At 32.6% G+C, this 11639-nt stretch carries 12 protein-coding genes and 1 pseudogene; 4 read left to right on the plus strand and 9 right to left on the minus strand.

Annotated elements, in window-relative coordinates; genetic code table 11:
- Nucleotides 1–216: 216 nt before the first annotated feature.
- From ACP6PK_RS14275 to ACP6PK_RS14290, 4 genes are all read right to left on the minus strand, one after another.
- Entirely contained in the window at nt 217–342 is a 126-nt protein-coding gene (locus ACP6PK_RS14275; protein WP_426560174.1) for a hypothetical protein, read from the minus strand.
- A 281-nt stretch (nt 343–623) separates the two neighbouring features.
- Nucleotides 624–2096, minus strand: a complete 1473-nt coding sequence (locus tag ACP6PK_RS14280; RefSeq protein ID WP_426560176.1) for a DUF4403 family protein — start codon at nt 2094–2096, stop codon at nt 624–626.
- Nucleotides 2097–2289: 193 nt separating this feature from the next.
- Nucleotides 2290–2478: a Uma2 family endonuclease gene (locus tag ACP6PK_RS14285; RefSeq protein ID WP_426560211.1), complete on the minus strand. Its 189-nt coding sequence runs from the start codon at nt 2476–2478 to the stop codon at nt 2290–2292.
- Between the two features lie 261 nt (nt 2479–2739).
- Nucleotides 2740–2955 carry a hypothetical protein gene (locus ACP6PK_RS14290; RefSeq protein WP_426560178.1) on the minus strand — a complete coding sequence of 72 codons (216 nt, stop codon included), beginning with the start codon at nt 2953–2955 and terminating at the stop codon, nt 2740–2742.
- A 147-nt stretch (nt 2956–3102) separates the two neighbouring features.
- Here ACP6PK_RS14290 and ACP6PK_RS14295 point away from each other — a divergent pair, with 147 nt between their 5' ends.
- From ACP6PK_RS14295 to ACP6PK_RS14310, 4 genes are all read left to right on the plus strand, one after another.
- The gene (locus ACP6PK_RS14295; RefSeq protein ID WP_426560180.1) at nt 3103–4266 is read left to right on the plus strand and encodes a pyridoxal phosphate-dependent aminotransferase; all 1164 of its coding nucleotides are present in this window, start codon (nt 3103–3105) and stop codon (nt 4264–4266) included.
- 79 nt (nt 4267–4345) lie between these two features.
- Complete coding sequence (locus ACP6PK_RS14300) at nt 4346–4489, plus strand: hypothetical protein (protein WP_426560182.1); 144 nt, start codon at nt 4346–4348, stop codon at nt 4487–4489.
- 677 nt (nt 4490–5166) lie between these two features.
- Nucleotides 5167–5724 carry a hypothetical protein gene (locus ACP6PK_RS14305; protein ID WP_426560184.1) on the plus strand — a complete coding sequence of 186 codons (558 nt, stop codon included), beginning with the start codon at nt 5167–5169 and terminating at the stop codon, nt 5722–5724.
- 652 nt (nt 5725–6376) lie between these two features.
- A complete protein-coding gene (locus ACP6PK_RS14310; RefSeq protein WP_426560186.1) occupies nt 6377–6925 on the plus strand; it encodes a pilus assembly FimT family protein in 549 nt (182 codons plus the stop codon).
- 32 nt (nt 6926–6957) lie between these two features.
- On the opposite strand, the gene ACP6PK_RS14315 is transcribed toward ACP6PK_RS14310, so the two are convergent.
- The 5 genes and pseudogenes from ACP6PK_RS14315 to ACP6PK_RS14335 form a co-directional block, all read right to left on the minus strand.
- Nucleotides 6958–9216, minus strand: coding sequence for a glycosyltransferase (locus tag ACP6PK_RS14315; protein ID WP_426560188.1), 2259 nt, complete (start codon nt 9214–9216; stop codon nt 6958–6960).
- A gap of 853 nt (nt 9217–10069) precedes the next feature.
- A complete protein-coding gene (locus tag ACP6PK_RS14320) occupies nt 10070–10378 on the minus strand; it encodes a DUF3181 family protein (protein ID WP_094672187.1) in 309 nt (102 codons plus the stop codon).
- A 227-nt stretch (nt 10379–10605) separates the two neighbouring features.
- Nucleotides 10606–10863 carry a 2TM domain-containing protein gene (locus tag ACP6PK_RS14325; protein ID WP_426560190.1) on the minus strand — a complete coding sequence of 86 codons (258 nt, stop codon included), beginning with the start codon at nt 10861–10863 and terminating at the stop codon, nt 10606–10608.
- 294 nt (nt 10864–11157) lie between these two features.
- Nucleotides 11158–11292, minus strand: a pseudogene (locus ACP6PK_RS14330) (cyclic pyranopterin monophosphate synthase MoaC); the annotation flags it as partial.
- 197 nt (nt 11293–11489) lie between these two features.
- The gene (locus ACP6PK_RS14335; protein WP_426560192.1) at nt 11490–11612 is read right to left on the minus strand and encodes a cyclic pyranopterin monophosphate synthase MoaC; all 123 of its coding nucleotides are present in this window, start codon (nt 11610–11612) and stop codon (nt 11490–11492) included.
- Nucleotides 11613–11639: the final 27 nt, after the last annotated feature.

Here is an 11639-nt window from a genome sequence, read left to right on the forward strand (position 1 = left end):
ACGCAATAGTCAGAAATTTCGCCACGAACCTCTGATGTGGAATTTTTCATTCCCTCAAGCTCCTATTTACTAGAGGGAATAGTCAGAAATTTCCCAACAAACCTCCGAGGCTAGGTGCTTTAGAAAATGAAGCTGCTATTTCCCTATACGCAATATTCAGAAATTTCGCCACGAACCTCTGATGTAGAATTTTTCATTCCCTGAAGCTCCTATTTACTAGAGGGAATAGTCGGAAATTTCCCAACGAACCTTCCGAGCGAGTGCTTCAGAAAATGAATCTGCTATTTCTCCATCCGCAATAGTCAAAAATTTACCATGAACCTCCGAGGCGGAGTGCTTCATTTTCTGAAGCTACTATTCCTACATACGCAATAGTAGAAAATTTGAGAATCAGAAGCCAGAAAAACCAGAAACTATCTTTTTTTATTGAAGAGGAGCTAGAGAAAACACCAAAATATCCTCAACACAATATTTTTCAATGGCCTCGAATGAGTATATATGAGCGCAAATTTTCCATTATACTTAGGATACCATATAATTTTTTTTTGTCAACTAATTTTTATTCATCAGACATTATCAGGTATAATTAATCAAAATTTCCATATACTTTCTTATCTGATTAATTACTCTCCCAAATTTAAAAGAGCAGACATATTTCCATCTGCTAATAAAACCAGAAAAATATCATTATTTGTCACAACAACCTTTTCAACTTCAATTGTTTTAACTTCAATATTTGCATCAATTTCAGAAGGCAAATTTATCTTCTGAATATATTCATTAGCCTCATCTTGAGCTAGTTTTAATTGTTTGTCTAAAGGAAAAGAAAGACGTTCTTCAATTTGCTTAAGCACAACAGGTTTCAAAAGGAAATCTGCTGTCGATGTTAAAGTATTTTTTGTATCAACATCATAATCAAGTTCAACTACTTTAAGATTATTAGAAGCTGTTTCATAAAAAATCTTACCCCAAAGATATAATACTCCTTTTGCTCCCTCAAACAAATTGTTTTTATCAGTCTTAAAATCAACTTTAACAAGAATTTTTTCACCCAATGCAGATAAATTAATTTCATTAACAATTAACTTCAGATTTTCATCAATAGACAAAGATTTACGCCTAACTTTAGATTCAAGAGTATTATTCAATTCATCAAGGGAAACTTGCACAGGTAAACTTATTAAAAACTTATCTATTATCTGCTCTTGAATAGTCAGATTAGGTAACGGCTTCAAATTAATAGCAGAAACTTCTTCACAGATACAAGTATCCACAAACATCTTAATAGCAATTCCAGATTGAACATTTTCACCATCAGTCAAATCAAACTCTTTAAAGCTAACACTTTGTGGTTCAGTTTTAATCCAAATAGAAGGATCTTGATTTACCTGTTCTGACAAATGTAAATTATTCCATTGTTTATTTACTTCTGCTTTTAGGTTTAAATTTTTAACAAGTTCAGCGATTAATTTAGGCTTCTCCTTATTAATAACTTTATCTACCTGTTTTTGCAGAAGACTACGAATACTAATAGTGCCAATATTTTTTATTGGAACTTCTGCTTTAGTGAAATTAGTCGATACATTTAGATTCGGTTGAATATTCCATTCATTGTCTATTCCTAAAAAAAGATCGCCAAAAATTGTACCTGCAATATTTGTCTTTACACTAACTGGAATCTTAGTAAAACGTAAATCAATTTTACCTTTAATTTTTGCAGTTCCTGATATTGGTACAGAAAAAGTTATCAGATTATTTTGAGTACCAATACTGAAGTCTTTGCGATTAATTTCGTAGGTAAGCTTATCATTGGAGAGCAACTCTGTAACGTCAGCTTCTGTACCCAAAAATGTCTGAGAAATATTCAAATTTAATGCTTCCTGAATATTAGCCAAAGGAATTTTTACAGGTAGATTTAAGATACTTTCACTACGTTCAGATTGTAATGTATTAGCTGCTGAAGTAAACTCCGGTAGTTGAGGTTGAATATCTATTCCCTTAAAAGCTGCTCTAGAAGAAAAAAGAATAATTATAGTTAGCACAAATATCATTAAAATAGAAAATTTAATTATTCGTGGAATAGAAAATATTTTCATTGATTTTATTTGTATAAATATGACCAAATATTAAACCTGCTAATAAGCTAGCTGAAGCTGCTACAAGAGAAAATATACTAAATACTTTTCCTCTTTCCTCTGGCAGACTCAATAAACCTACTAAAAGGTCAGTTAAATTCCTTTCAAAACCAATACTTTTCAGTTTAAAGATATGTTTTTCCTAAACGTAAAATTACCATATCCACAAACCATCCTCCCCACCTCGGAAATATTCTACCCGTTGAGGTTTAGAATTAATTAAAACGTACTCTTGTAAACTATCTAAAATTTGATCATCAGGAAACTTATCTCCTCTGTCAAAAGCTTCTGTAGAATCATAAATAACTTCCACTATTAAACAAGGAAAACTTTTATAATTAATTTTTTCTTAGTCTCGTTTTTCACAAATTACCATTATATGGGGATAATAGAATTTATTCTGAGCTTCAATTATAGCCTTCATATCAGAAATATCAACCCGACAACCAGTACCTCTAATACCATTTCTCAAAAAGAATGCTACATCTGATTAGATAGGGAAGTGTGAGGAGTGTCGGAGGTGTGGGGAGAGGTTAAAAGTAGGAAAAATCTATACTAACCAATTAATAATTGTCAAAAAAAGATTTTGAATCTTGGTAAATATTTAACTGTTGAAGTATAGCCGAAGTATAGCATTAATGCATGGTAATTGGTATAACATTACTACGGAGTAATTACCACCAATAGTAACATGAGCATCACTAGCTCTAGCCACTGTATAAATTTCCCCATCAATATATTCATGTTTAATTGAGCTTTTTTCTTCCATCTGAAGATACTCTTCCGGGGTGATACTAAAATTTTTAGGAGAAGCAATCATAGTTAAATAAAAAAGTTAAAGTATAACTAATATTATTATTTGTATAGCAGTAGGGTAAGCAAACATTTAGTTATTTATTTTGATAGTCATCATAATTTATCCCTATTACTGTAGTAAAATTATCTAGAAAATATCATCTATTTAACTATGAACTTTGCAACCAGAATGGATGGCTTAGGCGGAGATGCTGCAATTGAAGTTTTTACTAAGGCAAAACAGTTAGAATCTCAAGGTCGAAATATTATTCATTTAGAAATAGGTCAACCTGATTTTAAGACTCCTCAAAATATTCGCGAAGTTGCTTTTGAAGCTATGAATAATGGCTATACAACTTATACTCCAGCATCAGGTTTATTAGAGTTAAGGGAAGTAATAGCAGAACACATTTCTCAAACTAGAAATATATCAGTTAATCCTGATGAAGTAGTAGTAATGCCAGGGGCAAAACCAGTCATATTTTTTACTCTTTTAGCATTAATAAATCCTGGAGATGAAGTAATTTATCCCAACCCCGGATTTCCTGTTTATGAATCAGTCATTAATTTAGTGGGAGCTAAACCTATTCCATTACCTTTATTGGAGGAATTAGACTTTCAATTTAGTATAGATAATCTGGCTAATTCTATTTCTGAGAAGACAAAATTACTAATTCTCAATTCTCCCCATAATCCAACTGGTAGTGTATTAACTCCCGAATATTTAGAAGCTATAGCTAAACTAGCAGTTAAACATAACTTTTATACTCTCTCTGACGAAATTTACTCCCACTTAATCTACGACTCAAAATTTACCAGCATCATCAGTTTTCCTGGTATGAAAGAACGCACAATTTTATTAGATGGGCATTCAAAAACTTATGCTATGACTGGATGGCGTTTAGGTTATTCTGTTTCTCCCAAAGCAATAGCAGAAAAATTAGACCAGTTGATGTTAAATTCCAATTCTTGTGCTTGTTCATTTACTCAAATAGCTGCCATAGAAGCTATCAAAAATTCTCAGGAATTTGTCAAAAAAATGTTCGCGGAATTTAAACAAAGACGTGATGTTATTGTTGAGGGTTTAAATTCTATTCCAGGTATTAACTGTCGAAAACCAGCAGGTGCTTTTTACGCTTTCCCCAATGTAAAGCAACTGCCGATAAGTTGTGAAAAACTGGCAGATTATTTATTAGCTGAAGCTGGAGTTGCATTATTGCCAGGAACTGCCTATGGAAAATTTGGAGATGGATATTTAAGATTATCTTATGCCAATTCCATTGAAAATATTCGCGAAGGTATAAGTCGGATAAAAATAGCGATCGCCAAACTATAACTATCCTATTTCAGTCATAAATTTTTCTCTTTCTCTAGTAGAGAGGCAAATTTTCACTCCGATTTCTTCTAGGAAAATTATGTCATTCCCAGATTGGTTAATCAAAGAAAATCTAATTCTTTTTTTGCCTGAATATTTAAGATTGTCTTCTAGCAATTATCGGGAAAATATTCAGTTAAGTATCAGTCAGAGTAAAACAGGGAAAATATTCAGTCAAGTATAAGTCAGAGCAAAACAGCGAGCGCTCAACTATAACTATCCTATTTCAGTCAGAAACTTTTCTCTTTCTCTAGGAGTAAGGTAAATTTTTACTCCGATTTTTTCTGGGAAAATTCTGTCATTATCAGATTGGGTAATCAGAGAAAATCTAATTCTTTTTTTGCCCGAATATTTAAGGTTGTCTTATCAGGTACTAAGTCGGAGCAAAACGGCGAGCGCTCAACTATAACTATCCTATTTCAGTCAGAAACTTTTCTCTTTCTCTAGGAGTAAGGTAAATTTTTACTCCGATTTTTTCTGGGAAAATTCTGTCATTATCAGATTGGGTAATCAGAGAAAATCTAATTCTTTTTTTGCCTAGATTATTTAAGGTTATCTTCTGGCAATTATCGGGAAAATATTCAGTCAAGTATCAGTCGGAGAAAAATGGTGAGCGCTCAACTATAGCTATCCTCTTTTAGGTGTAAATTTTTCTAGAAGTGAGAGTAAATTATTACTCCTATTTATTCCCGCAACATTCTATAATTCTCAAATTTTGTGATTTTTGTGAGTAGAGTTATCCTAAATCTTAAATTCCGTAACTCCAAAATTTCAAGGTGTAGATACTTAACAGAACCTTAGAGGTCTAATTTAGATAACTTGAGTTTTTTTTAGCTCACTAAATTTAGGAGTTTTTATTTCATGAATAATATTCTTGATTTATCAGTTGTGATTGGTTTAATTTTCTTTCTAGTAGGGTTTTTAGATCTTACTAAATTTAATATTGGCGTTGGTAGAGTTGAAGCGTTCCTCGGAAAACCTATAAAAGTTTGGCAAAGATTTCTTTTTATATTATTGGGTACACTATTTTTAGCTTTCTCGTTTCACAAATATTTCACCCCTGATAAACCAAACTCTATTACCTTTAATGGAATTGTTTGTAAGCCATACAAAGAATATTTACAACTTGAAGGTGAAAGAATATTTTTACGCTCCTCAGAATTTCAACAACTTAAACTACCTGTTGGTACAGAAGTTGAATTAACTGTTGATGTTGATGGTTCTGAAAAAAGTACATTACTTATTCTCGACAGTGACAAAAATATTAATAAATGTCCGTTGCTAATAAGTCGAAAAATTCGCCGGACTTTGGGTATTGATGCTGATATAGATGTTAATACTGACGAAAAGGAAGATAGGAATAACCGTCCTGAGCGTCGTTGGAAAGTCACTAACAATACTACAATTAAAGCTGACTAAATTAGTTAGATTTCAATAATTAATAATTAACAATTAATAATTAGGTCTTGCTGATTAAATATAAAATCATTGAAAAATAAAGGTTTTAGCATTTTTAGGTCTTAAAAAAGTACCTGGTTTTGAGGTGCTTAATGCACGGTTCCCGAAAAATCAAAAATTTAGGATTTCTGGCGAATAGTTGAGGCAAAAAATTACTCCCCTACTCCCCTGCTCCCCTACTCCTTAAAAAAGACTTTTTCAGCAAACCCTAATTAGGTCTTGCTGATTAAATTTAAAAGTATTGACAGATAAAGCTAAGTACCTTTTTGGATTCGAAAAAAGTACCAGGTAAAGAGTCTAAAACTCTTAAAAAGTTAGCATTTTTGGCAAGAGTTGGGCAAAAAAAATCTCCCTTACTTCCCTACTCGTTAAAAAGACTTTTTCAGCAAACCCTAATTATAGCAGTGAGCGCTCAGGTATTTACAAGAACCAGGTCAAACTGCCTTCTAGAAAAGGTGTACAAAAAATAATGTGTAAATATGCCAGCGCACATTGCTATACCTCTTGTGTAATAGAAAGATTTGGTTAAAACGAAAATAATGACAGATAAATCTCATTATCAAACAAAGTAATTAAGAGCAAAATAGTTGTTATTTCAATATCAAGTTGAGACATGAAACATCAAAAAGGATTCACTTTTGTTGAGGTAATAATTTCACTGTTTATAATTTCTATATTAGCTACTATTGTTGCACCAAGTTGGGTGAGTTTTATTCAGAAACAACGAGTCAGAATAGCAACCGATCAAGTTATGAGAATACTCTCAGAAGTACAATCAGAAGCTAAGAAGACAAAAACTTCTATCAGTGTTGAATTTAAGACAATAGATGGTATTCCTTATTTCTCTAAACATCATCATAATGACAAACCAAACTGGAAACCATTGCTTAATGTGTTTGAGATTAAACCTAAACAAATTGATATATTTCCGCAGAAATATAATAAAGTAATAACATATAATCATATAGGAGCAGTTTCTACTTCTACACAAGTTCCATACACAATAAAAATAGCTGCTCCACATCGCCACGCCAATCCTTCTTATAGAAAATGCGTTGTTGTTAAGACACTTTTAGGAGCCAAAGAAATAGGCTCCAAGCGTTCTCAGTGTCCGACACGAAAAGGAGCAACTCCAACAAGGGGAAAAATTTTTTATTTTTGATTTAGAGCATTCAAAAAACTAGGATAGTAAAGTTAAAATTGACCAACCTCCATTGCTTTCTCTTGTGGTTTTCTTTCAAAGATAAATCTTGGCTTCAACAATACTCGTAATAATAACCAGAAAGATTTTAACTCATCTGGTGTTTCTCGTTTTTGCCATTGCCCAGGACGACAAAATAATAATTCTATTAATTGCCGTTTTTCAGATAAATTTACTTTCTCAAATCTTACTTTTATACAGGTAAATTCACCACTAATTTCTATATTAGTAATTTTCCCTCCTAAACAAATTTTTTCCTCAATAATTTTCAATGTAACAGGCAAATTTTTTCCTACTAAATTAGACGAAACCTTATGATTAATCTCTATCTCAGCTCCCACTTCTGATATTTGTTTAGTTACCCCCCAAAATGTCTGATTATTAATTCGCAGTTTTACCACCCTCCGCAAATTAAACCATTCAAATATATCTGGTTTAGGTACATCTATTAATATTAACAACGCCACCGCAATCATCAATAAATTATACCCATTCCAAAATAATCCCAAATTCAAACTTTTTGCCTGTTCCGTTACTGCCCAACCACCATCAATCAATTTAGATAAATTGAACCATAAACTTATGCTATTAAATCCAAATAATAAAACCAAAGGCCAAGCCAAGTTCCAATTAAAAAAGTAGCGATCGCTCTTAATTCCTTTCGGTGTAACTTTAAATCCTTGTGAAAATGGATTGAGTAAAGATTTAATGATTGTTACTGCCAAAGGAAAAGCCAAAACCACACCATAAAAATTTGATAACATCGCCGATCTAGAACGATAATTTAGCCAAGAAAATACGGTGAAATTTACAAAATAATAAGGTAGAAAGAAATATAAGTATTCAGCAACAGTAGCTTTAATTGGAATCACATCCAAAAAATTATAAGCTAATGGCATTAACAAAAAACCAAAAGTGCTAATGCTAGTAAACCAATGTAATATTGCCTGGGAATATGACAATCTTTGAATAAGACTTAATCCATAAATTGTCAGAGGATTAGAATTAATAAAAAATGCTTGTAAAGTTCCCCTTGCCCATCTTAATCTTTGAATTGCATGACTAGAAATATTTTCAGCAGCTAAACCAGCACTTAATTTTTCTTCTAAATAAACCTGACGATATCCTTTAGTGGATAAACGAATTCCTGTAAAATAATCTTCACAAATTGATTCTGTAACAAATCCTCCTACAGACTCTAAAGCTTTTCTTCTCACGACAAAAGAAGTTCCTACACAACCAACTCCACCAGAACTATCTCGTATTGGTTGAACCTGTCTGTAAAATATTTCTTCTTCTGAAGTTAAGATATTTTCTAATCCTAAATTTCTAGAAATAGGGTCGATATTATAAAATGTTTGAGGAGTTTGTACGAGGGAAACTTGTTGATTTTGGAAAAATCCTAAAGTACGAATTAAAAAGTTTTTTGTAGGAATAAAGTCAGCATCAAAAACAACAATAAATTCTCCGTTTGTTTTGCTAAGGGCGTGATTTAAGTTACCAGCTTTGGCATAAGCATTATTATCTCTAGTTAAATATTCACATCCTAATTTATCAGCTAAATTTTTAACTTCTAGTCTATTAGTATCATCTAGTAAATAGACTTTTTTGTTAGGATAATCTATAGCCTGACAACCGATAACTGTACGTTCCAAAATAAATTCTGCTTCATCATAAGTGGGAATAAAAATATCTACAGACGGCATAAAAGTTTGGTCTAAAATTTCCTGAGAGAAATAGTCTGCTTCTCCTCGACGAGGCTTGAATTTAAGCATCAAAAATAAAAGTAGAATACTACTACTTAGTGTCAAAATTTCTAGACCCAATAACCCTAGACTAAATATGCCATTTACCGGGTCAATTAAATTTAATGTTGAGAGCGAGCGCCAGGATAAATAACGAATAGTTAAACCCAATAAAATTCCTACTACCAAAAGTCGCGACCAAGTTTTCGGAGTAGGGGAAATTTTCATAATACCTTGGGCTATTAAAAATAGTAAAATTGTCGGCAAAACTAAATATTTACTATTATCAGTTGGTACTTGTACCCACATCGGTGGATTTTCTTGAAAGTAATGAATTTGAGCAAAAAATTCATCTATCTGACCAATACCAGTAAACCAAGCAACCATAATAATTGTTAATAGTGTTACTCCTCCTATTAACAATAATGTTGCCAAACGGAATTTCATAAAAATCAGACTATTGAAGCGACTTTTGATATATTTTTTAGCGATATTTGAAGTAGTCATAGTCAGTCATCTCTAATAAGAGCAAATTAAACGTAAGCATTCAGCTATTAGCAGTTAGCTAGCCTCCTAAGGAGGAACTTCGTTAACAGATTTTTAATAGATGAAGCAAGTATTAGTTTAACTTCTACTATATTTTTTATCAGAGAATCTAAGCATAGGAAAAACAAGCTTGAGTTGGCAACTAAAGGTAGTAAAGCTGATAGCTGATAGCTGACGGCTGAATGCTTACAATTAAACAAATAAAATTTTATAATCTTCAAGTTAATACATTAATAATTAATCCTGAGATTCTCCTGAGAGTTATACAAGTTTGGAAAAAGAATGCTACAAAAAAGTGGCTCTCGATCTGAGATGCTTAAAAAGAGTCAGTACAATTCATTTTAGACAGGTATCTCTATCATTTTTATCTTTATTTTTCAAGATTTATTCCTTCTTAATTCTTCCCTCTTCCTCATTTATACCATTTGTAATAAACATTGGTTGCTATTGGTATTATTCTTGATTTTTGCCTATAAAATACTTATATAGCAGTTCTCATAATGGTGAGGTACAAAATTATAGCTTTGAGGGAACAGGGAACAGGGAACAGAGAACAGGGAATAGGGAATAGGGAATAGGGAATAGGGAGTAATGAAAAGATAAAAAGATAACTGTACTTCACGCTTCTTGGGAAACGCTATAGCGGTTTTGACAAAGGTAGACTACAAAACTTCTTCCTTCTTCCTTTAAACCCCAATCTCTGTACTCTATATTAATAAAAATTGCTATCTAAAAAATTAGGTTGCTTATTACAAAATACTGAAATAAACAACCTAATTAATATCACTTAAAGAGACCAAAGTATTGGTTACAATTACATTTTTTCTCGAAACTCTACCAAAACGTCTATCAAATCAGCCTGACACCCCATCGGCAATAAATCTATCAAAGGAACTTCCTTTCTTCCAGCACCTAACTTAACAAGAACACCCTGTAATATTTCCACAACCTGACCTTCAGAAGGAACTTCTTCAGTCAGAATAGGATAAAACTTTTCTGCCAAAGTTAAATGTAGTTTTGCATCAGATAAATAGAGATGCCAACCAGCAATATCAATATAAACTTTATCCCCTATTTCTGCTGCTAAACTTTCAATTATTTGTGTTGTACTAGCATTAGTCATTTCAGTTATCAGTTATCAGTTATCAGTTGTCAATACCTCCTACTAAAGTAGGACGCTTGAAATACTAAATTCTCTTCTTTTATTCAATTTACAGGAGAGGTTTGAGACCTAATTTTCTAGTAATAAGAATAAATAAAACCAAAATTTTTTAGTTACATTATTACTCTAATTATCAGTAAGACCGAGAGTTTGAAAACCATGTCGCTCAATTCGCGGGGAGTGTCAACCTATGCAGAATCCTTAGTAGTAGAACCATAATCTGCAAGGACAAAAATATACACCCCATGAATCAACAATAACGACACCCAACCACTTGTTACCCAGATAGCCCAAGGCCAACTTGCTGCTGTAAGATTACGGAAAAACCATATACCAGAATTACTGGCCGCAAAAATAGCTACATGAATAGCAAAATTCATTCGGTCATCCAACTTCCGGAACTCTGGGTCATTACGGTCAGGTTTGCGAGGCCAACGAGGAGGCATAATACTTTAAAAAAAATTTATTACTGTTCAGTTTCTTTAAATATTGTAAAGGCAAGTCAGCAATTTAGAGATGATTTGAGATTATTGTCTCCAATACTTAATCTGTGAATATTAAATAAGCATATTGCTCATCAATAGGAGAATCTTCTCCTAGTGGCATAAAATTGAATATTGATAGGTCTGTAGGAAACAAGGAAATTTAAGATTTTCCTAGCCTTCTAATTCAGTAGGAGTTACTGATAACTGTTAACTGTTAACGTAGTTCCTCTGCAGAAGGCTAACTGATAACTGAAATTACTCTCCACTTAAAATATAATCCCCAGACTTCCCGCCACTCTTACTCAACAGACCAATTAACTCAATAGAAATAGACTTTTCCCAACCCTTCACCATATCATACAAACTCAAAACAGCCACAGAAACCGCCGTCTAATCACGACCTATCCAGAGAAACTACATATAGCGGAAAAAACTCGAACGTTATAGTTTTTAAACTCTATATATATAGTCTGGCCGTAATTCCTCATAATCAAAAGGTCTCACTCAACCATCGGAGCAGGATACTCCCACTCACCCAAAATCCAATCTTCACAGACCAACAAAAAATTAGGAAAAGACAAACAATTTCACTCTTCACTCAAAACATAATCCCCAGACTTCCCGCCACTCTTACTCAACAGACGAATTAACTCAATAGAAATAGACTTTTCCAAACCCTTAGCCATATCATACAAACTCAAAACAGCCACAGAAACCGCCGTCTAATCACGACCTAT

This window comes from Dapis hubbardiae BLCC-M172 (assembly GCF_050016015.1).
Lineage (GTDB): Bacteria > Cyanobacteriota > Cyanobacteriia > Cyanobacteriales > Microcoleaceae > Trichodesmium.

Bases quoted from the DNA above. Each gene is read 5' to 3' on its own strand.
- ACP6PK_RS14305 (WP_426560184.1), top strand. From the start codon at position 5,167: ATGAATAATATTCTTGATTTATCAGTTGTGATTGGTTTAATTTTCTTT.
- ACP6PK_RS14300 (WP_426560182.1), top strand. From the start codon at position 4,346: ATGTCATTCCCAGATTGGTTAATCAAAGAAAATCTAATTCTTTTTTTG.
- ACP6PK_RS14290 (WP_426560178.1), bottom strand. From the start codon at position 2,955: ATGATTGCTTCTCCTAAAAATTTTAGTATCACCCCGGAAGAGTATCTT.
- ACP6PK_RS14280 (WP_426560176.1), bottom strand. From the start codon at position 2,096: ATGAAAATATTTTCTATTCCACGAATAATTAAATTTTCTATTTTAATG.
- ACP6PK_RS14325 (WP_426560190.1), bottom strand. From the start codon at position 10,863: ATGCCTCCTCGTTGGCCTCGCAAACCTGACCGTAATGACCCAGAGTTC.
- ACP6PK_RS14275 (WP_426560174.1), bottom strand. From the start codon at position 342: ATGAAGCACTCCGCCTCGGAGGTTCATGGTAAATTTTTGACTATTGCG.
- ACP6PK_RS14295 (WP_426560180.1), top strand. From the start codon at position 3,103: ATGAACTTTGCAACCAGAATGGATGGCTTAGGCGGAGATGCTGCAATT.
- ACP6PK_RS14315 (WP_426560188.1), bottom strand. From the start codon at position 9,216: ATGACTACTTCAAATATCGCTAAAAAATATATCAAAAGTCGCTTCAAT.
- ACP6PK_RS14320 (WP_094672187.1), bottom strand. From the start codon at position 10,378: ATGACTAATGCTAGTACAACACAAATAATTGAAAGTTTAGCAGCAGAA.
- ACP6PK_RS14310 (WP_426560186.1), top strand. From the start codon at position 6,377: ATGAAACATCAAAAAGGATTCACTTTTGTTGAGGTAATAATTTCACTG.